Annotated in this window: 20 protein-coding genes; 9 read left to right on the top strand and 11 right to left on the bottom strand. The window is 65.1% G+C overall.

Annotated features, from left to right (window positions below; all coding sequences use genetic code 11):
• Positions 1–93: 93 nt before the first annotated feature.
• The 4 genes from GGQ89_RS03560 to GGQ89_RS03575 form a co-directional block, all read right to left on the bottom strand.
• On the bottom strand, positions 94–1,644 hold the full coding sequence (locus tag GGQ89_RS03560) for a glycoside hydrolase family 43 protein (protein ID WP_184104158.1): 1,551 nt from the start codon (positions 1,642–1,644) through the stop codon (positions 94–96).
• Positions 1,641–3,308, bottom strand: a complete 1,668-nt coding sequence (locus GGQ89_RS03565) for a glycoside hydrolase family 43 protein (protein WP_184104160.1) — start codon at positions 3,306–3,308, stop codon at positions 1,641–1,643. The genes GGQ89_RS03560 and GGQ89_RS03565 overlap by 4 nt, the downstream gene beginning before the upstream one ends.
• On the bottom strand, positions 3,305–4,321 hold the full coding sequence (locus GGQ89_RS03570) for an endo-1,4-beta-xylanase (protein WP_240456484.1): 1,017 nt from the start codon (positions 4,319–4,321) through the stop codon (positions 3,305–3,307). Before GGQ89_RS03570 ends, GGQ89_RS03565 begins: the two co-directional genes overlap by 4 nt.
• 199 nt (positions 4,322–4,520) lie before the next feature.
• The gene (locus GGQ89_RS03575) at positions 4,521–6,389 is read right to left on the bottom strand and encodes an NPCBM/NEW2 domain-containing protein (RefSeq protein WP_244955756.1); all 1,869 of its coding nucleotides are present in this window, start codon (positions 6,387–6,389) and stop codon (positions 4,521–4,523) included.
• 255 nt (positions 6,390–6,644) lie between these two features.
• Between GGQ89_RS03575 and GGQ89_RS03580 the strand changes: the two genes are divergently transcribed.
• On the top strand, positions 6,645–9,257 hold the full coding sequence (locus GGQ89_RS03580) for a glycoside hydrolase family 3 C-terminal domain-containing protein (RefSeq protein WP_380773312.1): 2,613 nt from the start codon (positions 6,645–6,647) through the stop codon (positions 9,255–9,257).
• A 112-nt stretch (positions 9,258–9,369) separates the two neighbouring features.
• Here the strand turns inward: GGQ89_RS03580 and GGQ89_RS03585 are convergent, their stop codons facing one another.
• Entirely contained in the window at positions 9,370–10,440 is a 1,071-nt protein-coding gene (locus tag GGQ89_RS03585) for an alpha/beta hydrolase (protein ID WP_184104168.1), read from the bottom strand.
• Between the two features lie 234 nt (positions 10,441–10,674).
• On the opposite strand from GGQ89_RS03585, the gene GGQ89_RS03590 reads away from it, so the two are divergent.
• Genes GGQ89_RS03590 through xylA form a run of 3 tightly spaced genes read left to right on the top strand, consistent with a single transcriptional unit; the run spans position 10,675 to position 14,599 of the window.
• Positions 10,675–11,817 (top strand): glycoside hydrolase family 43 protein, encoded by a 1,143-nt coding sequence (locus GGQ89_RS03590; protein ID WP_056437393.1) that lies wholly within the window; start codon positions 10,675–10,677, stop codon positions 11,815–11,817.
• A 9-nt stretch (positions 11,818–11,826) separates the two neighbouring features.
• Positions 11,827–13,275 (top strand): xylulokinase, encoded by a 1,449-nt coding sequence (gene xylB / locus GGQ89_RS03595; RefSeq protein ID WP_184104170.1) that lies wholly within the window; start codon positions 11,827–11,829, stop codon positions 13,273–13,275.
• Between the two features lies 1 nt (position 13,276).
• Entirely contained in the window at positions 13,277–14,599 is a 1,323-nt protein-coding gene (gene xylA, locus GGQ89_RS03600) for a xylose isomerase (RefSeq protein ID WP_184104172.1), read from the top strand.
• Between the two features lie 136 nt (positions 14,600–14,735).
• On the opposite strand, the gene GGQ89_RS03605 is transcribed toward xylA, so the two are convergent.
• On the bottom strand, positions 14,736–15,926 hold the full coding sequence (locus tag GGQ89_RS03605; protein ID WP_184104174.1) for an amino acid aminotransferase: 1,191 nt from the start codon (positions 15,924–15,926) through the stop codon (positions 14,736–14,738).
• A gap of 527 nt (positions 15,927–16,453) precedes the next feature.
• Here GGQ89_RS03605 and GGQ89_RS03610 point away from each other — a divergent pair.
• The 5 genes from GGQ89_RS03610 (at position 16,454) to GGQ89_RS03630 (ending at position 20,380) form a co-directional block, all read left to right on the top strand.
• On the top strand, positions 16,454–17,173 hold the full coding sequence (locus tag GGQ89_RS03610; protein ID WP_056437381.1) for a Crp/Fnr family transcriptional regulator: 720 nt from the start codon (positions 16,454–16,456) through the stop codon (positions 17,171–17,173).
• 107 nt (positions 17,174–17,280) lie between these two features.
• Positions 17,281–17,871, top strand: coding sequence for an SRPBCC family protein (locus GGQ89_RS03615; RefSeq protein WP_184104176.1), 591 nt, complete (start codon positions 17,281–17,283; stop codon positions 17,869–17,871).
• Positions 17,868–19,043: a zinc-dependent alcohol dehydrogenase gene (locus tag GGQ89_RS03620; RefSeq protein WP_184104178.1), complete on the top strand. Its 1,176-nt coding sequence runs from the start codon at positions 17,868–17,870 to the stop codon at positions 19,041–19,043. Before GGQ89_RS03615 ends, GGQ89_RS03620 begins: the two co-directional genes overlap by 4 nt.
• An 11-nt stretch (positions 19,044–19,054) precedes the next feature.
• Positions 19,055–19,837 (top strand): SDR family NAD(P)-dependent oxidoreductase, encoded by a 783-nt coding sequence (locus tag GGQ89_RS03625; protein WP_184104180.1) that lies wholly within the window; start codon positions 19,055–19,057, stop codon positions 19,835–19,837.
• Positions 19,838–19,861: 24 nt separating this feature from the next.
• Complete coding sequence (locus tag GGQ89_RS03630; RefSeq protein WP_184104182.1) at positions 19,862–20,380, top strand: YciE/YciF ferroxidase family protein; 519 nt, start codon at positions 19,862–19,864, stop codon at positions 20,378–20,380.
• Between the two features lie 66 nt (positions 20,381–20,446).
• Here GGQ89_RS03630 and GGQ89_RS03635 read toward each other — a convergent pair whose 3' ends face one another.
• The 5 genes from GGQ89_RS03635 to GGQ89_RS03655 all read right to left on the bottom strand — a co-directional run bounded on the left by GGQ89_RS03635 (position 20,447) and on the right by GGQ89_RS03655 (position 25,079).
• Positions 20,447–21,157, bottom strand: a complete 711-nt coding sequence (locus GGQ89_RS03635) for a ZIP family metal transporter (protein ID WP_184104183.1) — start codon at positions 21,155–21,157, stop codon at positions 20,447–20,449.
• A 111-nt stretch (positions 21,158–21,268) separates the two neighbouring features.
• Positions 21,269–22,000 (bottom strand): inositol monophosphatase family protein, encoded by a 732-nt coding sequence (locus GGQ89_RS03640; RefSeq protein ID WP_184104185.1) that lies wholly within the window; start codon positions 21,998–22,000, stop codon positions 21,269–21,271.
• Entirely contained in the window at positions 21,997–23,910 is a 1,914-nt protein-coding gene (cysN, locus tag GGQ89_RS03645; protein ID WP_184104187.1) for a sulfate adenylyltransferase subunit CysN, read from the bottom strand. The genes GGQ89_RS03640 and cysN overlap by 4 nt, the downstream gene beginning before the upstream one ends.
• Position 23,911: 1 nt before the next feature.
• Positions 23,912–24,811 carry a sulfate adenylyltransferase subunit CysD gene (gene cysD, locus GGQ89_RS03650; RefSeq protein WP_184104189.1) on the bottom strand — a complete coding sequence of 300 codons (900 nt, stop codon included), beginning with the start codon at positions 24,809–24,811 and terminating at the stop codon, positions 23,912–23,914.
• A 49-nt stretch (positions 24,812–24,860) separates the two neighbouring features.
• Entirely contained in the window at positions 24,861–25,079 is a 219-nt protein-coding gene (locus GGQ89_RS03655; protein WP_042482538.1) for a hypothetical protein, read from the bottom strand.
• Positions 25,080–25,108 lie beyond the last annotated feature (29 nt).

The raw sequence follows: 25,108 nt of genomic DNA on the forward strand, positions 1-25,108 counted from the left end.
GTGGCCTTCGACTTCGCTCAGGCTGAACGGGTGATGGGATGTGTGGCCTTCCCCACGCTCCGTTCAGCCTGAGCGAAGTCGAAGGCCAGGGGACTACCTTCCCGACAGCGTGAAGCTGTCCACGTCCATCCATCCGCCGTTCAGGCCCGGATTGTAGCAGAACAGCGCATATTGCTGCCCTTGGAACGTACCCGTCCGCCAATCGAAGGCGAGCGGGAATTCCCCGCCCAGCGCCCGCCAGTCCCGTCCATCCACACTATAGGCCACACTCGCCCGGTCGGTCTTGAAGTCCATGTCCGTGCGCAGGTACAGCCGCTTCGCCGACACGCGCCTGGCATCGACCCGCATATCGGTCTTCTGCGTCGTGCCCTTTTCGGCCGCGACATCCTCGATCACCCGCATGGTCAGGGTCAGCCGTCCGTCGCTGCCCCGGCCGACCGCGATATGGCCACTATATTTGCCGAAGGTGCCGAAGCCGCACTGATCGCCTGTGCGGATGTGCGACGTATCGATCGCCACCGTGCCCCGGCTGAACGGCCCTTGCCCCTTTTGCAGCAGTGTGTTGCGGGCGCTCCATAAGGCCGGAGCCTGACCCGCATGTAGCCGCATCCAGCCCGGCCGCTCGGTCAGCGACCAGCCGCTGGCGACGGGATTGTGGTTCCACTGCCATTGCAGCCCCAGCCTGCGCCCCGAAAAATCATCCGAGGCGGGAAGGATGCTGACCGGCTGACCCTGGACGGGCTTGGTCGCGGTGGCGGGTACCCGGCCGGGGGCTTGCGGCGTGCCCCAGACCGGCCAGCCGTCCTTCCAGAATATGGGGCTGATATTGGTCATCCGCCCGACCGCGCCCGCATCGACCATGACGAAGCCGTAATCGGTGCCGTCGGGCAGATCGACGATCGCACCCTGGTGGCCGCCGGTCTTGTCGTCGATCTGGTCGTGCGTCTCCCACGGCCCGAACAGGCTTTTCGCGCGCGACACGGTCATGCCCAGCCGCCGGGGGATGGCGTTGAACATGTAATAATAGTCACCGCGCTTGACGAGCTTCGAGCCCTCCGCGCCCTTGTTGTAATAGACGACGCGCTTGTCGGTGACGGTGCGCAAGTCGCGGTCCAGGCTGAGCAGCGTGTTGGTGCCGTCCGACCCGACCGAGGTCATGATATAGGCACTGCCATCGGTGTCGAAGAATAGGCCGGGGTCGAAGGCGGCCTCGCTGATCCGGTTCATTTCCCACGGACCGTGAATATCCTTCGAGCGATAGATGCGCGTCTTCTCGCCCACCGGCGTCACTGCGATATAGAAAACGCCGTCGCGGTAGCGCAGGCTGGGCGCGAAAATGCCCTTTCGATATGCGCCGCCGTCCTTCAGATCATATTGCGGCAGCCCCTCCAGCCGGTCGATGACATGGCCGACGAAGCGCCAGTTCACCAGATCGCGCGAGGTCATGATGGTCAGGCCGGGCACGTTCGCGAAGGTCGTGGTGATGAAATAGAAGTCCTGCCCGACCCGGATGATGTCGGGGTCGGGATAATCGGCATAGAGCGGCGGATTGGCATAGGTGCCGTCGCCACGATCCGACTGCCAGGCCTGCGCGCCCGCCAAGCCAGGCAGGGTTGCGAGCAGCGCGAGCGGAAACCACCTCATCGCGGGTTGTACACATAAGGGCCGATCACGGTCCCGACGAACCCGCCCGCCCGCTCGGTGCTGAGGAAGCGGGTATCGAGGTCGCTTGTCAGCGTCGCGCGCTTGCCGCCGCTCTCATAGTCGAAACCCATCGTCCCGCCCTTGGCATGAAGGGTCAGCGTCACCGGCCCCTTGGGCGCGAAGGGGGCCGAGGCGATCAGCGTCTCGGCCGCCGCCTCGTCGCGCGTATTCTTGCCCTCCCGCTTGTAGAGCGCGATGCGGGGCTGGCCGTCGATGCGGGTCAGGCCGAGGAACAGATAGGCATAGTCGTTCTGCATCGCGACCAGCCCGGCGCGGGCGCCGTCCCTGGTCGGGGTGAAGCGCAGCGTGGTCGAGACATCCGCGATCGCATGTTGCTGACGCCGCCCGACAAAGCCCGGTACGCCCTGTCGATCGCCCAGCGCATCACCGCCCTTCATCGTGAGCGCACCATTCGCGACCGAATAGAATGGCGTCCTCGGCGTCCGCACGCCGATCCACTGCATCGCCAGCCGGGTGCCGTCGAACTCGTCGGTATAGCCGAAATCGCCACTGGTCGGCAGCTTGGGGGCGGGCGATGCGGGCAGGTTCGGAACCTTGTGGGTCCAGGGTACCGCCTTGCCCTTGTCCAGGATGATCGGCCAGCCGTCCTTCCAGGTTACGGGCAGCAGGAACGTCTCGCGCCCGATATTGTAGAAATCATCGGCATAGGGCCGCGTCGCCAGGAAGGTCGCCCACCAGTCGCCATTCTGCGTCTGGACCAGTTCGGCATGGCCCGCCGCGCTGATCGGGTGCGGACGCTTGGGATCGAGATCGCGCTGGGTCAGGATCGGGTTGTTCGCGAACGGCACATAGGGGCCGCGAAGCTCCTTCGAGCGCAACACGACCTGCGAATGGTTGACGCTGGTGCCCCCTTCGGCGGCGGTCAGATAATACCAGCCGTCCTTCTTGAAGATATGCGGCCCCTCGATCCAGACCGGCTTCTTCGACAGGTCGACGCCGCCATTGACCAGCTGCGTGCTCTCACCGACCATCTTGCCCGCGCGCCAGTCATATTCCTGGATCCAGATGGCGCGATGGCCGTCATAGCGCGGCGTCTCATCGGGGGCACGGTTGTTGACGATATAGGCGCGGTCGCCTTCCCAGGTGATGGACGGATCGATCCCCTCGAAAGGCAGCCAGATCGGGTCGGACCATGGCCCCGCCGGGTTCTTCGCGGTGATGACGAAATTGCCCCGGCACTGAACGCAGGTGTTGACGATATAGAAGGTGCCGTCGTGATAGCTGATGTCGGGCGCGAACACCGCCTCCGACACCGAACGTCCGGTAAAGTCCAGCTGGCCCGGCCGGTCGATCGCATTGCCGATCTGGGTCCAGTGGACGAGATCGGTCGAGTGGAAGATCGGCAGGCCGGGGAAGTGCGCGAAGGACGAGTTGACGAGATAATAGTCCTTGCCGACCCGCGTCACCGACGGGTCGGGATAATAGCCGGAGACGATGGGGTTCAGATACTCGCCCGCCTTTGGCTTCACCTGCTCGATCGAGCGGCCTTGATAGGTGAAGCGGTCGAACGTCGCGGTCTGGGCGGACGCCGGGCCCGTCATGACGAGCGACAGGGCGAGGGCGGCGAGGAGACGGCGGATCATGCGATGGACTTTCGGACGGGGGCGGCGCTCAGCGCAGCGGCGATGGCGGCGCGAAGCGGCTTGGGTTTCAGCGCATCGTCATAGGGCAGGGGACGCTGCGGCAGGCCATCGGCGCGCGGGGCGAAGCCGTTGAGCCAGCTATGCTTGTCCCACAGGCCCCAGCACAGCAGCTGGTCGAGCTGCGGATAGGACAGCATCATGTCGAGATAGCTTTTGGCGACCGAGGCGACCTGCGCATCGCGCCGGGCGATGTCCTTGGGCATTTCGCGGTCGTTGATGTCGAATTCGGTGATCAGCAGGCGATAACCCATGGCCGTGACGGCATCGAGGAAGTGCTTCCACTCGGCGCGCTGGACCTTCGAATGGCTGCCGTCATTGCCGAGATGGCTCTGAATGCCGAGCGCGTCGACGGGGACATTCTCCTTGCGGAAGCGCTCCAGCAGGCGGAGCACGCCCGCGCGGTGCGTTTCGTTGCCGACTTCCCAGGACATATAGTCGTTATAGACGCGCTGGGCATGGGGGGCGTGTTCGCGTGCGGCCTCATAGGCAATCTTGAACACGTCGAAGCCCAGCGCCTTGTCGAACACCGTGCCCCGGACTTCGCCGGTCTTGGGGTCGATCGTTTCGTTGACCACGTCCCAGCTGTAAATCTGGTCGCCGAAATGCCCGGCAACGGCGGCGATATAGTTGCGCAGCCATTTCTCCGCGCCGGTCTTCGTCACCGTCTCGGCCAGCGCGGGCGAGATGTACTTCTCGTAATTCCAGAGCAGCGTATGCCCGCGCAGCTTCATGCGGTTATCACGGGCGAATCCGGCGATCCGGTCGGCGGGGGCGAAGTTCAGATGCGCGGGATCGTTGCCCAGCACATAGACCTTCATCTCATTTTCGGGGACCAGCACGCCGCATTCGCGCGCGACGATCGCGCCATAACCCGGATCGTTGATCGGCGAACCCCGGCCCGCATTGATCGCAGTGCCGAACAGGATGCCTTTCTGCGCAGCCAGATCGCGCAACGATGATGTCCCTTGTGCCCATAGCGGGCCAGGTAGCGCTCCCATAACGAGGCCGCCTGCGATTCCGGCCAGTTGCTGACGACGCGTCAGCGATGGCCCCTGCCAATTGGGTTTCATCACCCTCTCCCTTGTCCTTTGCCCGAACTTTTGCATGGCCCGCGTCAAACGGCAAGGCCATGAAAGTCGGGGCGAATGTCCGTCAGCCCGTCAGCCGCGCATCCGCCCAGACGACAGGCAGCGGCGCCTCGGGAGCGCTATCGGCACGGGCGACCAGTTCGATCAGCTTACGGCCGCGCACATCCGCCTCGACGGCGACCGGCGCTTCATTGAGCGCGACGGCCCGCGAGCGGGTTAGGAGCTTGCCGTCGCCATAAACCTCGAACACCACCCGCCGTCCGCGCGCGGTGGCGGAGTCGTCGATGCCGACCATGGCGCTGAACCGCGCCTGGCCGCGATTGCGCACCTCCAGCCGGGAATTGGCGAGCACGCCGATGCCGGTGTCGTACACCTTGCCGCTTAGTCTCAGTGGTCGGCCGAAGGGCGTGCGATCGGCCTGCGCGCCGCCCCAACCGGCATATTGCGGGAAATCGCCAGGCCCCTTGCTGCCGCCCCAGGGGCTGAGTTCGTGATGGATCGTCGGATCGCCCTCCGGCGTGACGATGCCGTCCTCGGCCGGGTTAACATCGCTGGGGGTCTCGGAGAGATAGTGGCCATCCGCCAGACGATGCGCGCCGGTCACGCGGTAGATCAGCGTCTGGTGCGGCGCGAGGGTCAGCTTCGTTTCGCCAGAGAAGCGGCTCGTCGCGCCCGTCCACAGGTCGGTCATAGAGACATCGCCGCGCAGCTTCAGATGATCGGCGGTCAGCACCGGCTGCACGGGCGCGGCGGTGCGGTTGAGGATCGCCACCGCCTTGTCGCCATTGGCCAGGCTCTTCACGAAAATCTGCACATCGTCGGACAGATAGGCGGGCACCGCCTGGTTCGCGCCCGCGTCCTGATTGAGCGCGATGATCGCCCGGTTGCCGAGCAGGGCCAGTTGCTCGGCATTGGCCTTGCGCAGGTCGAAGCCGATCAGCAGCGGCGCGTTCATCATCGCCCACATCGCGAAGTGCGACCGCGCCTCGGTCATGTGGTTGGCGTCGAACTCGCCCGAGCCGACAAACAGCATGTCGGGGTCGTTCCACGTATGCGGATGGGCATAGAGCGCACGGCTGGCACTGGTATCGAGATTGGTCAGCATCCGCGACCAATGGGCGGTGATGTCGTCGCTGGTTCGCGAGACATTGCCGATCTGCTTGCCCCAGCTGCGCACGTCCGACGAACCCCAAAGGCAGAGCGAGAAGAGATAGTCGCCATCGGGGTTCTCGCGCTTCAGGGCGGCCGCCACCTGATCGTAAAGCGAGCGCACCGCCGGGATGTTGGTACGCGCGAGCGAGTTCATGTCGATCAGCGGCGTCAGTTCGCGATAGTCGCCCTTGCGGACATGGTCGCTGTCCTTGCCCAGCCCGCGAATGCCGCAGCCATCGACCTTGATATAGTCGAAGCCCCATTCGCGGAAATAGAGCGCGATGTCCTGATCGATATGACCGTACAACCCGACCTCCCGCTCGGCGACCGTGCCCTCGGGCTGGTTGGCGAAGTTCGGGGTATAGACCTGGCCGCAGCTGTTGCGGCCGATATCCGAATAGATTCCCGCCTTGAACCCCATGGCGTGAAGCCGGTCGGTCAGCGGGCGGAAGCTGGTCTGCTGGTTGGGCCCGGCGGCGGCGGAGGGGAACTTGTCGGCGCGGATGACCAAGCGGCCATCGGGCTGGCGACGGCGCAGCCACCAGCCGTCATCGATGTTGATATAGCGATAGCCCGCCTCGCGAAGGCCCTTGTCGACGATCAGCCGGGCCGAGGCCATGACCTTTTCCTCGTCGACATCGCTGTTGAACGCGTTCCAGCTGTTCCAGCCCATCGGCGGCAGCGCGGCCTGCCCATCCTGATTGGCGCTCCACCGTCCCGTCGGGGCCAAGGGATCGGTCCTGTCCGCCGCCAGGGCGGGCCCGGAGGCCATCCAGGCCATGGCGATAGCGCTCGCGAAAACCCTGGCGATGATGGGCCGCATGATGATCCTCCCCGTGATGGTCTTTGAGTGATCTTGTCCGACTAAACCGGGGCTGTCCACCGTCGGGCCATTGAAAAGCCGTATGAAAATCGAATGCTGGACGACGATGGCTTTCGTGATACCGTTACCAAAAATATGATTTCAGGGGAGTGGTTTGGCATGAATCTATGGCGCGCGGCGTTCCTTTCGGCTCTGGCGCTATCGACCTCCGGCATGGTGCTGGCGCAGCAGCATCAGCAGCAGGCGGCCGGTCCCGAACAGGCCGAGGCGCTGGCGGCGCGCCTGATCGGCCGGATGACGACCGACGAAAAGCTCGGCCAATTGCTCAACACCGCGCCCGCCATCCCGCGCCTGGAGGTGCCAGCGTATAATTGGTGGACGGAATCGCTGCATGGCGCGCTGGGTCCGGTGCCGACGACGAACTTCCCCGAGCCGGTGGGGCTGGCGGCGACCTTCGATGACGCGCTGGTCGGACGCGCGGCACAGGCGATCAGCGCCGAGGTACGCGGGCTCCACGCGCTGGCGCGGACAACCGGGCGGATGGGTCGGATCGGCACGGGGCTCGACACCTGGTCGCCCAACATCAACATCTTCCGCGATCCGCGTTGGGGGCGGGGGCAGGAGACCTATGGCGAGGACCCGTTCCTGACCGCCAGGATGGGCGTCGCCTTCGTGCGCGGGATGCAGGGCGACGATCCCACCCGGATCGATGTCGTCGCCACACCCAAACACTATGCCGTACACAGTGGCCCGGAATCGACCCGGCACGAAGCCAATGTCTATGTTTCGCAGCATGATCTGGTCGATACCTATCTGCCCGCCTTTCGTGCCGCGATCGTCGAGGGCGGGGCCGGATCGATCATGTGCGCCTATAACCGGATCGACGGCCAGCCCGCCTGCGCGAGCGACCTGTTGCTGAAGGATCATCTGCGCGGACATTGGGGCTTTCGCGGCTATGTCGTGTCGGATTGCGATGCGGTGAAGGATATTGCCGCGAACCATCACTATGCCCCCGATGCGGCGAGCGCGGTGGCGGCGGCGATGCGGGCGGGTGTCGATAACGAGTGCAACAACGCGACGCTGACCGATACGGACGGGCTGACCAATCCGTATCGCGAGGCGCTGTCGCGCGGGCTGATCTCGGTCGCGGATATCGACCGTTCGCTGATGCGGCTGTTTGCGGCGCGCTATCGGACCGGCGACCTGCCGGGCCTGCGTCCGCTGTCCACCCAGACCAGTTCGCCCCGCGACATCGACACGCCCGCCCACCGCGCACTGGCGCTGGACGTCGCGGAAAAGAGCCTCGTCCTCCTCAAGAACAAGGGCGTCTTGCCGCTGAAGCCCCATGCCCGGATCGCGGTCATCGGGCCGCTGGGCGATGCGACGCGGGTGCTGCGTGGAAACTATTCCTCCGCGCTGTCGGGGCCGCAGGTGTCGGTGGTCGAGGGGCTGCGTCAGGCGATGCCGGGCGCGCAAATACGCTATCTGCCCTTTGCCGAAACCTATACCGATGGCGATCCGATCCCGACGACCGCGCTCCAGACCGAGAGCGGCGAGCCGGGCCTGACGGCGCGCTATTATAATGTCGTCGGGCGCATTCCCGATCGCTTCGCCCCCGGCGCGCTGAACGAATGGCTCAAGTCTGCCCGGTTCGAGGATCGCCCCGTCGTCACCCGTGTCGAGGCCAACGTCGCCTCGCGCAGCCTGGACCTGTCGTCCGTCCGTGACGTGCACCGGGCGGTGTGGACGGGCTATCTCGTGCCGTCGGAGACCGGGCGTTACCGGCTGGGCATAGCGGGCTTCAACGGTGCGATGACGTTGGACGGACAGCCGTTCGTCGACCTGACCAAGGCATCGTGGAACAGCCTTCCGACGATGCGTACCGTCACGCTGGAAAAGGGGCGTCGCTACCCGATCTCCGTCACGACCGAGGCGCGTATCCTGACCGGCATCAATCTGGTCTGGAAGCGGGTATCCGACGACCCCGTGGCCGAGCTGCGCACGGTCGCCAAAGCCAGCGACGCGCTGGTCGCGGTCGTGGGACTGACGTCCGATCTGGAGGCGGAGGAAGCGCCGATCTCGGTCCCCGGCTTCAAGGGGGGCGACAAGACGACGCTTGACCTGCCTGCCGACCAGCAGGCGCTGCTCGAACAGGCCAAGGCGACCGGACGTCCGCTGATCGTCGTGCTGATGAACGGCAGTCCGGTGAACCTCGCCTGGGCCAAGACGAATGCCGATGCCATCATCGAGGCCTGGTATCCGGGCCAGGCGGGCGGACTGGCGGTCGGTCATGTCCTGTCGGGCAAGACCAACCCGGCCGGGCGCCTGCCGCTGACCTTCTATCGTTCGGTGGAGGACCTGCCGCCGTTCGGCAATTATGCGATGAAGGGGCGGACCTATCGCTACTTCACCGGCACGCCGGTCTATCCGTTCGGCTATGGGCTTAGCTATACCAGCTTCGCCTATGCACCGCTGACGGTGAAGGCCGGGGCGGACGGCAGCATGACCGTCACGACCGAAGTGCGGAATACCGGTCGTCGCGAGGGCGACGAGGTAGCACAGCTATACCTCAACTTCCCCAAGGTGGAGGGCGTGCCGCGTGTCGCACTGCGCGGATTCCAGCGGGTGCGTCTGGCCCCCGGCGAGCGGCGCGGGCTTACCTTCACGCTCAGCCCGCGCGACCTGAGCGCGGTGGATCGAGATGGCCAGCGGCTGGTGATGAAAGGCGACTATCGCGCCTCGGTCGGCTCGGGCCAGCCGGATACCGGTGTGCCGGTGCGCAGTGCGCCGTTCCGGATCGATACAGCGACGTCCATCGCGGATTGATCTGCGTCATATTCCTCCCCTGCAAGGGGAGGTGGCAGGGCGAAGCCCTGACGGAGGGGTGTCCCCTGTCGATAGCGGGACACCCCTCCACCATGGAAGGGGAGGAATGAGATTACTTCGTCGCCAGCGCCCGTCCGAAGAACGGCAGCACCTGCTCCTGGAACCGCACCCCGATCCGGTTCACGTGATCGCCATCGTAAATCTCGAACTTGTGCGCGATGCCATAACGGTCGAGCGCTTCGTGCAGGGCCTGCGCATCGGCCTTCAGCCCGTCCTGCGATCCGACATCGAGCGCGATCGCGCGGTAGCTGCGCAAGGGCGTGACATATTGGTCGACGAACGCCAGCGGCGTGTTGGCCAGCCACTTGGCGACGATATCGTCCCGCACCTTGCCGTCCTTGATCGGCAGGTCGAGATAGAGCGGCGCATTCTTTGGATTGGGCGACCAAGCGGCCGAGGCTGCCAGCATCGCCCGCTGGCCCCAGTTGAGCTTGGCGGACTCGCTGGGTGAAGTCAGGCTGGTCAGCAGCTTTTCATCCGTCCCCTCGGGCCGTGCCATCGCGCGGGGCGACAGGCAGCAGGGGCTCATCATATAGATCGCGCCGTACATGTCGGCATGTTTCATCCCGATCCGTGTGGTGCCATATCCGCCCATCGAATGACCGGCGAGGCCCCGCGCTTCGCGACGCGGGATGGTGCGATAGCGGGTGTCGATCGCGGCGACCAGATCGTGGCTGATGAACCGTTCGAAATCGCCCACCGTCTGCGACGAGGAATACATCGACCCGTTGTGCATCGTCTTGCTGTCGGGAAAGACGAGGATCATCGGCGGGACGCCGCGGGCAAAGGCCCCTTCGACCGAGGCGGGGACATGGATTTCCTTCGTCCACTGGTCCGCGCCGATCGAATAGCCGTGCAGCGCATAGACCACCGGATAGCGGCGCGTGCGGTTCTTGGCATAGTCGGGTGGCAGGACGACGATGACGTCGCGATCGGCGCTGTTGCCTTCCAGATTGCCCTCGATCGCGGCGGAATGGACCTTGATCCGCTCGATCGTGACCGGCTTGGCGCCCGGCACGACGGCCGGTTGATGGGTCGCCATCTGGGCAGGCGCCGCTGTGATCGGGGCCAAGGCGACGCTTGCGGCAAGCAGCCAGCGTGAAGGCAAGAAGCGAAGGGCCATGCGGGTCATCCTCTATCCTGAAAGCCTGCCGACCTGGTGGCGTCGGTCTTTGGAATGGGCGGCCCACGATGGAAGGAGCGGGGCCGAATATCGTTACCAACAATGCCGACATGGCTGTTGTCAAGCAGAGCCCCGTCCCATCGCAAAACGCCGAACCGGCCTTGCATCCCGCATCCTGATAGCGCTATCGTACTTTCAAAGCTCCAAAGATGGAGCGCTTGGAGAGGAAAAGCGATGAAGCGCTTGATGATGGCCAGCCTCGTGCTGGGGCTCGGCACGGCGGCCTGCGGGACGGCGCAAAAGGCCGACAATGCCGTGGGCGAAAACACGACGGCAACGGCGTCGAACGATGCCAATCCGACCTCGCCCGATGGTCGTCATTACCTGTCGCAGCCGCTGGTGCGCGAGATCTTCACCGCCGATCCGTCCGCGCATGTCTGGAGCGACGGCAAGCTCTATGTCTACCCCAGCCACGACGTGCCGACCGACACGCCGAACGACGATCTGGGCAATCAATATGCGATGCGCGACTATCGCGTGCTGCGCATGGACGAGCCGGGCGGCAAGGTCACGGTCGGCCCCGTCGCGCTGGACGTGAAGGACGTGCCCTGGGCCTCGCAGCAGATGTGGGCACCCGACGCCGCCTATAAGGACGGCACCTATTATCTTTATTTCCCGGCGCGCGATAAGACCAAGGACCGGAACGGCCTGGGCGCGTTCCGCATCGGCGTCGCGACCTCAAAGAATCCGATGGGGCCGTTCAAGGCCGAGCCGGAGGCGATCCCCGGCAGCTTCTCGATGGACCCGGCCGTGTTTCAGGACGCGGACGGCACGGCATATATGTATTTCGGCGGCATCTGGGGCGGTCAGCTTCAGCGCTGGAAGGACGGCAAGTACGATCCGAACGGTAGCGATACCGACCTGAAGCAGGACGACCAGCCCGCCATCTCGGGCAAGATCGCCAAGATGAACCCCGACATGAAGACCTTTGCGGAGACCCCGCGCGACGTCGTGATTCTCGACGAAAAGGGCAAGCCGGTGCTGGGCGGAGACCATGACAAGCGCTTCTTCGAGGCGTCCTGGGTCTTCAAGCGCGACGGCAAATATTATTACACCTATTCGACCGGCGACACGCATTTCTTGAACTATGCGATCGGCACCAGCCCCTATGGCCCGTTCACCTATAAGGGGCACATCCTGAAGCCGGTGCAGGGCTGGACCACCCATCACTCGATCGTCGAGTGGAAGGGCAAGTGGTGGCTTTTCTACGCCGATACGCAATTGTCGGATAAGAACCACCTGCGTAACGTCAAGATGACCGAGTTGAAGTTCAACCCGGACGGGACGATCCCGACCATCGACCCGTTCGTGAAGTAAGGACGCGGGATGTTCCTTGGCATCGATATCGGCACCTCGGGCGTGAAGGCCGTCGTGCTGGACGAACATGGCGCTGTGGTGGGGCAGGGGACGGCGGCGCTGACCGTGCAGCGTCCGCACCCGCTCTGGTCCGAACAGGACCCGGAGGCCTGGTGGCAGGCGACGATTTCGGCTGTCCGGGCGATCGATCCGGCGGTCCGCCGGGCGGTGCGCGGCATCGGCCTAGCCGGGCAGATGCACGGCGCCACCTTGCTGGGCGCGGACGATCAGGTCCTGCGGCCCGGCATTTTGTGGAATGACGGGCGGAGCCATGCGGAGTGTGCAGAGCTGGAGGCGAAGGCCCCCGATCTCCACCGGGTGGCGGGCAACCTCGCCATGCCGGGTTTTACCGCCCCCAAGCTGCTATGGGTGCAGCATCATGAGCCGGAAACCTTCGCGAAGATCCGCACCGTGCTACTGCCCAAGGATTATGTCCGGCTGCGGATGACCGGCGAGAAGGCGTCGGACGTGTCGGATGCGGCGGGTACGCTCTGGCTGGACGTCGAACGCCGCGAATGGAGCGACGATATCCTTGCCGCAACCGGTCTGACCCGCGAGCAGATGCCGCAGGCGGTCGAGGGCACGGCACAGACCGGCAAGCTGCGTGCCGATGTCGCCGAAGCCTGGGGCATCGATCAGGTGCCGGTCGCGGGCGGTGGTGGCGACAATGCCGCCGGGGCTGCGGGCGTTGGCGTGGTCAAGGACGGCGATGCATTGCTGTCGCTGGGCACGTCGGGCGTGATCTTCGCCGCGACCAGGGAATTCCGGCCCAATCCGGCGGGTGCGGTCCATGCTTTCTGCCATTGTCTGCCCGATGTCTGGCACCAGATGTCGGTGCATCTGTCGGCGGCGGCCTGCATCGACTGGGTCGCACGGCTGACCGGCACGCCCGGCGCGGCCGAGCTGTTCGCCCGCGCCGAAAGCGTCGGCCCGGCGAGCGGCCCGGAAATCTTCCTGCCCTATCTGTCGGGCGAGCGGACGCCGCATAACGATGCCGAGGTGCGCGGCGCGTTCCTGGGTCTCGACCACGACACCACGCCGGAGCGGCTGGCGCAGGCGGTGCTGGAGGGCGTGGCCTTTGCTTTGGCTGACGGCCTGTCCGTGCTGCGCGATGCCGGCACCGAACTGTCGCAGCTGTCGGTCATCGGCGGCGGCGCACGCTCTTCCTATTGGGGCCAGACGCTGGCCGCCGCGCTGAACGTCGAGCTGGTCTATCTCAAGGGTGGCGAGGTCGGCCCGGCGCTGGGAGCGGCCCGTCTCGCCCAGCTGGCGGTCGATGGCGGCTCGCCGGAAGAGGTCTGCGCGCCGCCACCCGTGTCCCACACCATCGCCCCGGACGCCGCGCTCGCCGAGCGTTTTGCCCCCAAGATCGCGCGCTTCCGCGACAGCTATTCCCGCATCACTCCGAGGAATTCGTAACATGGCTACCAACTTTTTCGCCGACATCCCGACGATCCGCTATGAAGGTCCGGACAGCGACAATGAGCTCGCCTACCGCTTCTATGACAAGAACCGCGTCGTGCTGGGCAAGACGATGGAGGAGCATCTCCGCTTCGCCGCCTGCTTCTGGCACACCTTCTGCTGGCCGGGTTCGGACGTGTTCGGCGGCGGCACGTTCAACCGCCCCTGGCATGCGGGCGCCAACGACAGCGCGGCCGCCGCGCAGAAGCGTGAAGTGGCATTCGATTTCTTCTCGAAGCTCGATGTACCCTATTACTGCTTCCACGACGTCGACGTGATGGCCGATGCGCAGGGCGTCGCCGAGCATCGCCGCTATTTCGCCGAAGCGGTCGATCATCTCGAAAAGCTGCAGGCCTCGTCGGGCCGCAAGCTGCTCTGGGGCACCGCCAACCTGTTCAGCCATCCGCGCTTCGCCGCCGGTGGCGCGACCAACCCGGACCCCGAAGTCTATGCCTTCGGTGCGATGCAGGTCCGCGATGCGCTGGAGGCGACGCACCGTCTGGGCGGTGCCAACTATGTGCTGTGGGGCGGTCGCGAGGGCTACGAGACGCTGCTCAACACCAACATGAAGCGCGAACTGGACAATCTGGGCCGCTTCCTGAGCCTCGTCGTCGAGCACAAGCACAAGATCGGCTTCACCGGCACGATCCTGATCGAGCCGAAGCCGCACGAGCCGACCAAGCACCAGTATGACTTCGACACGGCCACCGTGTACGGCTTCCTCAAGGCTTACGGCCTGGAGAACGAAGTGAAGGTCAATATCGAGGCGAACCACGCCACGCTGGCCGGCCACACTTTCGAGCATGAGATCGCAACGGCGGGCGCGCTGGGCATCTTCGGTTCGATCGACGCCAATCGCGGCGACCACCAGAATGGCTGGGATACCGACCAGTTCCCCAACTCGGTCGAGGAACTGACGTTGGCCATGCTGGAGATCATCCGGGCGGGCGGCTTCACCACTGGCGGCTTCAACTTCGACGCCAAGGTGCGTCGCCAGTCGATGGACGCGGTCGATCTGTTCCACGGCCATGTCGGCGGGATCGACGTGGTGGCCAAGGGCCTGCTCAACGCCGCCGCGCTGATCGAGGACGGTCGTCTGGATGCGATCAAGTCCGAGCGTTATGCCGGTTGGGATGGCGATTTTGGGCAGAAGGTCGGTGGTCTCGACCTGGCCGGGATCGCCGACCTCGCGGTCGAGAAGGCGATCGATCCGAAGCCCCGTTCGGGCCGTCAGGAGCGGATCGAGAACATCGTCAACCGCATCGTCCACTCGGGCAAGTAAGGCGGGGCGGGCTGGGATTTCCGGCCCGTACCCTCACGGAAAGGGGCGCATCCGGCCATTCGGATGCGCCCCTTTTTCGTTGGCCGAGTGGCCAAGGGAATCCCGCCGCCCCAAAGGAACGGCGGGATAGCCCGGATTACGCGACCCCCTTCGCCACCATATCCCGCAGCGCTTCATGGAAGGTCTGGACAGCCGCCATATTGAACCCGGCGATATTGATCCGGCCCGACCCGGCCATATAGATGGCATGACGATCGCGCAGCCATTCCACTTGGGTGGGCGAGAGGGGCAGGGTGGCGAACATGCCCTTGCCGTGCGCCACGGCCGCCAGATCGATCGTCCCGATCCGCCCCCCGGCGGCCAAGGCCGCACGCAGGCTTTCGAGGCGCTGGCGCATCGTCTCCAGCTCTTCCCGCCACTCAGCGGTCAGGCTTTCGTCTTCCAAGATGATACGGACGATGGCCGCGCCGTGATCGGGCGGCATCGACCAATTGGCCCGCGCCAGTGCCAATAGGTTGGAGAACACCGTCGCGCCGCTGTCCCGATCGGGGGTGACGGCGAACAGCGCGCCGGTCCGCTCGCGGTACAGCCCGAAATTCTTGTCGCAGGAATAGGCGAGCAGCGCCTCGGGCACCGCCGCCAATATGGTGCGCGCGCCTTGGGCGTCGACATCGAAGCCATCGCCCAAGCCCTGATAGGCAAGATCGACGACCGGCAGCAGCCCGCGTTCGGCGACGCGTGACGCGATGGCATGCCAGCCCGCGGCATCGGGATCGATCCCGATCGGATTGTGGCAGCATCCATGCAGCAAGACGGCATCGCCCGCACCCGCTTCGCCCAGCCCGGTCAGGAAGCCGTCCAGGTCGAAGCTTTGGGTGTTCAGGTCGAAACAGGGGATCATCGCCGGTTCGACACCCGCCTGGCGGAAGAGTGGCGCGTGATTGGCCCAGCTCGGACTGCCGATCCAGATCCGTTCGACGCCCGACCGCGCCAGCAGTTCGGCGGCAAGGCGCAGCGCCCCGGTCCCGCCGGGCGTCTGGAGCCCGACGACCCGTTCGGCCGCAACCGCGTCGCCCAGCACCAGCGTCGCCAGCGCACGGACAAAGCCGATATCGCCCTCCGGCCCCAGATAGGATTTGCTCGGCTGTTCGGTCAGCAGGCGGGCCTCGGCCGCCTTCACTGCCGTCATGACGGGCGTGCGGCCTTCCTCATCGCGAAACACGCCGACGCCCAGGTCGATCTTGTTCGTACGCGGGTCGGCGGCGTGCTGGCCGATGATCCGCAGCAAGGGATCGTCGGGCTGGCGGGTGAGGGTGGCGAAACGCATGATAGAGCCTCTTGGACAGAAAGGCGCGCACCATAGGGTTTCGGGCTCAAAAGGGAATGACGGAAGACCCGTGCCGGGGCCGCCTCCCGCTGCGATTCCATTCTGTCTTAAAAAGAGTCTGAATGGACGTGAAAAACAGCGGTATCGTGCCGCCTATTTCCCACGTTCTGCCTCGTTTTTTACCGTAACGCACGAAAAACGCCGGATATTGATGTGCATTATGGAGCGCAGCGGACGGTTGTTCGTACACCTTGCACACGGAAGCGTTACGATAGCCCCGCTTGGTTCGTCATGACCGTGATGGCGGATCGATCCGGTGGCATGTCGCCGGTTGGTCGCCGTCCAACCCCTTTATGCATTACCGGTGGCGTCCGTCGCGTCATCGCTCTCGCCGCACGACCAATCCAGGTCGGTGGCAGGATGAGGAGAGTTGCGATGAATTTATTCCGATCCCCGCTGCTTGCTGTGCTTTCCCTGGGCCGCCCCGCCGGCGGGCCGTTTTCCCTGATGACGGCGAAGGGCAAACCATGAATATTCCGCTTACGCGCAGCATCCGGCCGATCGCGCCGGCACTCCATCGCTTGTCCCGCCTCGCGCCCCTGGACCATGCATCGATCACGGCGCTTGGCGAGGCGATCGCCCGGCCCCAGCAATTCCGGCCCCGCCGAGATCTGATGGTCGAGGGCCGCGATATCGCCAGCCCGCATCTGATCCTGTCGGGATGGGCGGCACGCGTGCGCATCCTGCTCGATGGGCGGCGGCAGTTCCTCAACTTCCTGCTGCCGGGCGATGTCGTCGGTCTCTATCATCACCGGCGCCCGGTGGCACCGACGAGCATCATCACCCTGACCGAGGTCACGACCTGCGCCCCGCCCGAGCTCGGCACGCTGCCCGCGCTCGACGAAGCCTATGCGGTCGCCCATGCGATGGACGAGGCCTATCTGCTGGCCCAGATCGCGCGACTGGGGCGGATGAATGCGATGGAGCGGATTGGCGACCTGATGCTCGAACTGCATGAGCGTCTGGAACTCAGCGAAATGACCCATGGCCGCAGCTTCGACCTGCCGATCACGCAGGAAACTTTGGCCGATGCGCTCGGCCTGACGGCGGTGCACGTGAACCGCATGTTGCAGGCAGCGCGGCGGGCGGGTGATCTGATCTGGTCGTCGCGATCCATGACCATTCCCGATCCCAAGGCGCTGGCGCGCAAGGTCGGTCGTGCCCAGATCCGGGTGACGGCAGGCTGATCCACTCGATCGCTTGATATGTATCAAGATATTGGAAAAACATGATAAAATAAGGAACATCACGCCTCACCCAACGCTGTCCGGGCATGGAATGAGGAGAGAGGCTTATGCCGGACATCGCCGACAGACCCTATGACGACGCCCCCGTGTCAACGTCCAAAGACCAGGACGCCGCCGTCAGGATCGCCACGGCCGAGGGGGGCGAGGATCGCGGGAACAGCTTTGCCGGATGGGCGGTGACGATCAACCGCCCATCCGCCGAACTCTATGCCTGGTGGCGTGACTTTTCCAATCTCGCCAGCGTGATGGAGAATGTCGAGCGCGTCGAAGTGCTCGACGACCAGCGCTCGCATTGGATCGTCAAGGCGCCGGGCGGCACCCATGTCGAATGGGACGCGATCGTCACCGAGGAGCGGGAGGGCGAACTGATCGCCTGGGCCTCGGCGGAAGGGGCCGACATCGCCAATTCGGGCCGCGTGACCTTCCGCGATGCGGGCAAGCGAGGCACCGTCGTCACCGCGACCATCCTCTATGATCCGCCGGCGGGCGTCATCGGCAAGCTGGTCGCCAAGCTGTTCCAGCGCGAACCCAATATCCAGGTTCGCCGCGACCTCGCCCGCTTCAAGCAGCTGATGGAAACCGGCGAGGTCGCCACCAATGCGATGAACCCCAAACAGCGTGAGGAGCAGGCCGCATGAAGGCGCTGACCTGGCATGGCAAGCATGACGTCCGCATGGACAATGTCGACGACCCGGAAATCGTCAATCCCCGCGACGCGATCATCAAGGTGACGGCGACCGCGATCTGCGGCTCCGACCTTCACCTCTATGACGGCTATATCCCGACGATGCAGTCGGGCGACATCTTGGGCCATGAATTCATGGGCGAGGTGGTCGAGACGGGATCGGGCTCGACGCTGAAAAAGGGGCAGAAGGTCGTGGTGCCGTTCACCATCGCCTGCGGTTCCTGCTATCATTGCGGCAAGCATCAATATTCGGGCTGCGAGAACGGCAACCCCGCCGACAATCAGGATATCGCGCGTGAGCTGTATGGCCACCCGATGTCCGCGCTCTTTGGCTATAGCCATATGACCGGCGGCTATGCGGGCGGGCAGGCGGAATATGTCCGCGTGCCGTTCAGCGATACCGGCCCGATCGTCATTCCGGACGGGGTGGAGGACGAGAAGGTTTTGTTCCTGTCCGACATCCTGCCCACCGGCTGGATGGCGGCGGAGAATGCCCAGATCGAGCCGGGTGACACGGTCGCCGTCTGGGGCTGTGGCCCAGTCGGGCTGTTCGCGGTCCAGTCAGCGTTCCTGATGGGTGCGGAGCGGGTGATCGCGATCGACCATTTCCCGCATCGGCTGGAACTGGCGCGCAAGTTCGGTGCGGAGACGATCAACTACGAGCAGACCGCGACCTATGACGCACTGATGCAGATGACCGGCGGGATCGGCCCCGATGCGGTGATCGACTCGGTCGGGCTGGAGGCGCATGGCCTGTTCGTCGACAACGCGATCGACCAGATCAAGGCTTCGACCTTCCTCGGCACTGATCGCATCCATGCCATTCGGCAGGCGATCATCGCCTGTCGCAAGGGCGGCCGCGTGTCGATGCCCGCCGTCTATGGCGGGTTCGTCGACAAGTTTCCGCTGGGTGCGGTCATGCAGAAGGGGCTGACGCTCAAGACTGGGCAGACCCATGTCCAGCATTATCTGCCCGGCCTGCTCGACGCGATCATGGAGGGGAAGATCGATACGACCTTCCTGATCTCGCATCGCCTGCCGCTGGAACAGGCGCCCGAGGGATATCGCATGTTCCACGACCAGCAGAATGAAGTGACCAAGATCGTGCTGAAGCCCGGCCAATAAGGAACCACGCCATGGCAGAGAAATTCGCAATCGTGACCGGGGCCTCGACGGGCATCGGCTATCATCTGGCGGCGTGTGCGGCGCGTGACGGCTATGACCTGCTGATCGTCGCGGATGAGGCCGCGATCCACACGGCCGCCAGCAAGCTGTCCGCTTTGGGCGCGCAGGTCCAGGCGGTCGAGGCGGACCTGTCGACCCTGGAGGGCGTCGATACGCTGCTTGCCGCCGCCGATGGCCGGACCGTCGACGTGCTGTGCGCCAATGCGGGCAACAGCAAGGGCGGGGCGTTTCTCGATCAGTCGGTCCGGGACTGGCGACGCTCGGTCGACACCAACGTCACCGGCACCGTCTATCTGCTGCAACGCATATTGTCGGCGATGGTCCGGCGCGGCGAGGGCAAGGTGCTGGTGACGGGATCGATCGTCGGCTTCATCCCCGGTCCGTTCAACGCCATCTACAACGCGACCAAGGCGTTCATCGACAGTTTTACCGAGGCGCTGCGCAACGAGCTGAAGGACGAGAAGGGCGTAACTCTGACGACCCTGATGCCGGGGGCCACCGACACCGAATTCTTCGCCCGCGCCGACATGCTCGACACCAATATCGGCCAGAGCAAGAAGGACGATCCCGCCGAGGTCGCTCAAAAGGGCTGGGACGCGATGAAGGCAGGTGAGGGACACATCACCACCGGGCTGAAGAACAAGTTGCAGGTCGCAGGTTCGGGCGTCGTGCCCCAATCGGTGTTGGCCGAAGCCCATCGCAAGATCGCCGAGCCCGGCTCGGCCGACCGCTAAAACCACCCCATCAGGAGACGGATCATGGGCCTGTTTTCCAAGGACATCACGACGCTGAACGACCTGTTCGTCCATCAGCTTCAGGACATCTACTACGCCGAGCATCAGATCATTAAGGCGCTGCCCAAGATGATCGACAAGGCGACGGACCCGCAGCTCAAGGCCGGGTTCGAGCAGCATCTGCGCGAAACCGAAGGGCAGATCCGGCGGCTGGAACAGGTGTTCGAGATGCACGGCGAAACGCCCAAGGCGGTCACCTGCCCGGCCATCGACGGCATCATCAAGGAGGCCAATGAGGTCGCGGGCGAAGTCGCCGACAAGCGTGTGCTCGACGCCGCGCTGATCGCCGCGGCGCAGGCGGTCGAGCATTATGAGATCGCGCGCTACGGCACGCTGGTGTCCTGGGCACGGCAGCTGGGCCGCAGCGACTGCGCAGCGATCCTGGACGAGACGTTGGCCGAGGAAAAGGCGACCGACGAGAAACTCACCGGCATGGCCGAAGGCGGTGCGAATGCGGCGGCGGAGGCTGCCCGGCCCGCCTGAGGGTTTTGCCGTGAGCGGGGCATCGTCGTCGGCGCCCTTCCCGGCGGCGGTGCCCCAAATCCGGCTTCAGTGGGCGAAGTGCGTCACACCCAGCATCAACGCGATGCCCGCTAGTGTCGCGAAACTGGTCCGAAGCCGCGAATCGAGCGACTGGCTGCGCGGCACCAGCTCGCACGCGCCGATATAGAGGAAAATCCCGGCGAACAGCGCCATCAGCGGCGCCAGCATCCCCGCCGGGATCGACAGCCCCAGGCCGATCAAGACGCCCAGCATCGGGGCGACCCCGTTCAGCACCAGCCAGCGCCGCGCCGCCGCTTCCGATCGTGCCGCCAGGCTGAGGCTGACGGTGTTGACGCCGTCCGCCACGTCATGGGTCAGCACGGCCAGCGCGATCATCCACCCCGCCGCCGTATCGATCTGAAACGCGATGCCGATGCCCAGCCCGTCCATCAGGCTGTGCAGGCAGAGCATGGCCGGGCCCAGATCGCCCCGCCATGACGCGGCCGCGGCGCGTGGTATCCGGGCAAGCACCCGGTCGAGCAGCATATAGCCGCCCAGCCCCATCGCGCTGAACGCCATCATCGCGCGGATCGTCCAACGGTCCCCCGCCAGCTCCAGCGCCTCGGGCACCAGATCGAACAAGGCCACGCCGACCACGATCCCGGCGGTCACGCCCAACACCAGCCCGATACGATTGCGCAGCCGCAGGGCGAGCAGCCCGCCCGCCAGCGTGGCGAGCATCGCGGCAAAGCCGAAGGCGAGGGGGACAAGGGTCATGGAAGCGTCCGCACGACAAGAGCGACGGAAAGAGGGTGCGGCATCATTGACCCATGAACCAAGCCATGAGACGTTACAAGGTCACATTTATGCAACCTGCATCGATCCGCTTCAACCCTGCGCGATGGCCTCCAGCACGGTGGCCGCCACTTCCTGCCGACAGATCAGCAGATCGGGCAACAGGGGGTTCTGGCAATTATAGACCAGCGGGCTGCCGTCGATGCGCGACGCATGAAACCCGGCCGCCAGCGCGACGGCGGCGGGGGCGCAATTGTCCCACTCATATTGCCCGCCGTCATGCAGATAGACATCGGCGCGGCCCTCGACCACCGCCATCGCCTTGGCGCCCGCCGAACCCATGGGGATCATGATCGCGCCCAGCCGGTCGCCGACACAACGCGCGATATCGGGCGCGCGGCTGCGGCTGACGACGACGCGCAGACCCGCCGGGCAGGGGGGATGCTTGGGAGGAAGGTCGTCGGTCGCGAAGACCTGATCGCGGTCGGGCACTGACACCGCGCCGAGGGCCGGACGGCCGTCAATGGCCAGGCCGATATGTACCGCCCATTCGCTCGACCCGCTGGCATATTCGCGCGTGCCGTCGAGCGGGTCGACGATCCACACCCGGCTGGCGGCACAGCGCGCCCGGTCGTCCACCGACTCCTCCGACAGGATGAAGTCGTCGGGCCGCGCAGCGCGTAAACGGTCGAGGATCAGCCTATTGGCATCCCTGTCACCCAGCGCGCCAAGGGCGGCGCCTTCCAATCCGCTCGACGCGCGGATGGACTTGAGCAGTTCGCCCGCCTCGACCGCGACCGAGCGAGCCAGTTCGGCATCGGTCACAGATCGTAACTCCAGATGCCCAGCACATGCTCGACGATCCGCGATGCGGCCTGTTCCGCCGTCTCCTTCGTCGTATCGATGCGGATCTCGGGCCGTTCGGGCGCTTCATAGGGGCTGGAGATGCCGGTAAACTCGGCGATCTCGCCGGCCCGCGCCTTGGCATAAAGGCCCTTCACGTCGCGGTCTTCGGCGACATCCAGCGGGGTATCGACGAAGATCTCGACGAACTCACCCTCGGGCAGCAGCGCACGCACCATGTCGCGCTCGGCCTTGAAGGGGGAGATGAAGGCGGTCAGCACGATCAGGCCGGCATCGGCCATCAGCCTGGCGACCTCACCCACCCGGCGGATATTCTCCACCCGCCCGGCTTCGGAGAAGTCCAGGTCGCGGTTCAGGCCGTGGCGGATATTGTCGCCGTCCAGCAGGAAACTGTGGCGTCCCATGCTGTGCAGCTTCTGCTCGACCATATTGGCGATGGTGGACTTGCCCGAACCGGACAGGCCGGTGAACCACAGGACCTTGGGAGCCTGTCCCTTTTGCCGGGCATGCGCCTCGCGCGTCACCACCGCCGATTGCCAATGGACGTTCTGCGCCCGACGCAGCGCATGGTCGATCATCCCTGCCGCGACCGTCGCATTGGTCGCGCGGTCGATCAGGATGAAGCCGCCGAGCGCGCTGCCTTTCGCATAGGGCTCGAACACGATCGGGCGGTCGGCATAGACTTCCGCCAGCCCGATATCATTAAGCGCCAGCGTGTCGGCGGGGCGCTGTTCCTGGCTGTTGACGTCGACGACATGGCGGGGCGGCTGGACCGTCGCGCCGACCAACTGGGTTCCCAGCTTCAGCGAATAGCTGCGTCCCGGCACCAGCGGCGCATCGGCCATCCAGACGATGGTGGCGACGAACTGGTCGGCGACCTCGGGTGGGTCCTCGGCGGCGGCGATCACGTCGCCGCGCGAGCAGTCAACCTCCTCGGCCAGCACCAGGGTCACCGCTTCGCCCGCCATCGCCTGTTCGCGGTCGCCATCATAGGTGACGATCCGTGCGATGCTGGTGGTCTTGCCCGAGGGCGCGATCCGCACCCGGTCGCCGACCGATACCCGACCGCCGGCGATCAGGCCCGCAAAGCCGCGAAAGTCGAGATCGGGTCGGTTGACCCATTGCACCGGCATACGGAACGACGCGGCCACCGCCCGGTCGCCGTCTATCGCCACCGTTTCCAGATGGGGGAGCAAAGCGGGGCCGTCATACCAGGGTATATCGGGCGAAGGCGTGGTGACGTTCGCGCCGGTAAGGCCCGACAGCGGGATCGCCGTGAACCGCTCGATCCCGATCGTCTTGGCGAACGCGGCATAGTCGGCGACGATCGCCTCGAAGACCGACTGGTCGTGGCCGACCAGGTCCATCTTGTTGACCGCCAGCACGATCTCCTTGATGCCGACCAGATGCGCCAGATAGCTGTGCCGCCGCGTCTGGGTCAGCACGCCCTTGCGCGCGTCGATCAGGATCACCGCCAGATCGGCGGTGGACGCGCCGGTTACCATGTTGCGGGTATATTGCTCGTGGCCGGGCGTATCCGCGACGATGAACTTGCGCTTCTCCGTCGCGAAGAAGCGGTAAGCCACGTCGATGGTGATGCCCTGCTCGCGCTCGGCGGCCAGCCCGTCGACCAGCAGCGCGAAGTCGATATTCGCCCCCTGCGTACCGACGCGGCGGCTGTCCGCCTCCAGCTGGCTCAATTGGTCCTCGAAGATGGTCTTCGAATCGTAGAGCAGCCGACCGATCAGCGTCGACTTGCCGTCATCGACCGAGCCGCAGGTGATGAAGCGCAGCATCGACTTGGCGGCATGGGTGGCGAGATAGGCGTCGATATCGGCGGCGATCAGCGCATCGGGTTGATAGGCGGTCATCTCAGAAATACCCCTCGCGCTTCTTCTTCTCCATGCTGGCCGCCTGATCGTGATCGATCGCACGGCCCTGCCGCTCGGACGTGGTGGTCAGCAGCATTTCCTGGATGACCTCGGACAGGGTCGCCGCCTCGCTCTCGACCGCACCGGTCAGCGGATAGCAGCCCAGCGTACGGAAGCGGATCGAGCGATCGACCGGTACCTCGCCGGGCCTCAGGCGAAAACGGTCGTCATCGACCATCAGCAGCATGCCGTCGCGCTCCACCGTCGGGCGGGGGGCGGCGAAATAGAGCGGCACGATCTCGATGCCCTCCTGTAGAATATACTGCCAGATATCGAGTTCGGTCCAGTTGGACAGCGGGAAGACGCGGATGCTCTCCCCCTTGTGGATGCGGCTGTTGTACAGGTTCCACAGCTCGGGCCGCTGCGCCTTGGGGTCCCAGCCATGCGCGGCGGAGCGGAAGGAGAAGACGCGCTCCTTGGCACGGCTCTTCTCCTCGTCGCGCCGTGCGCCGCCGAACGCGGCGTCATAGCCGCCTGCGGTCAGCGCCTGCTTCAACCCCTCGGTCTTCCACATATCGGTGTGGCGGCTGCCATGATCGAACGGATTGATGCCCAGCGCCTCGGCCTCGGGGTTGCGGTGGACGATCAGCTCCATCCCCGCCGCTTCGGCCGCGCGGTTGCGCAATTCGTACATGGCCTGGAATTTCCAGGTCGTGTCGACATGGAGCAGCGGGAAGGGTGGGCGTGCCGGAAAGAACGCCTTCTTCGCCAGATGCAGCATCACGGCCGAGTCCTTGCCGACCGAATAGAGCATCACCGGACGCTCGGTCTCGGCGACGACCTCGCGAAGAATATGGATGCTCTCGGCTTCGAGGCGTTGCAGGTGGGTAAGGCCAGTCATCGGATTGTCAGATAATGTCGCCAGCGAACCGTGCGACCAACTTATCCTGTCAATCGCGATAGTCCCGCTCCAGCGAGTCGAGAATGCGCGCACCCGCCATGAACACCGCGATGGGGCAGGCGGCGAACAGGATCTTGCCCGGAAGTCCCGGATAAGCGGTCAGATAATGCATCCCGCGCTCGACCGCGCCGAGGCCCAGGCCATAGATGACCAGAAAAGCCTCGAACTTCGACTTGATCGTGAACAGGGCGACCAGGCGAGACCACATGGCGCCGTTACACCACCGGATCGCCCCGC

Source organism: Sphingomonas yabuuchiae, assembly GCF_014199595.1.
Classification (GTDB): Bacteria; Pseudomonadota; Alphaproteobacteria; order Sphingomonadales; family Sphingomonadaceae; genus Sphingomonas; species Sphingomonas yabuuchiae.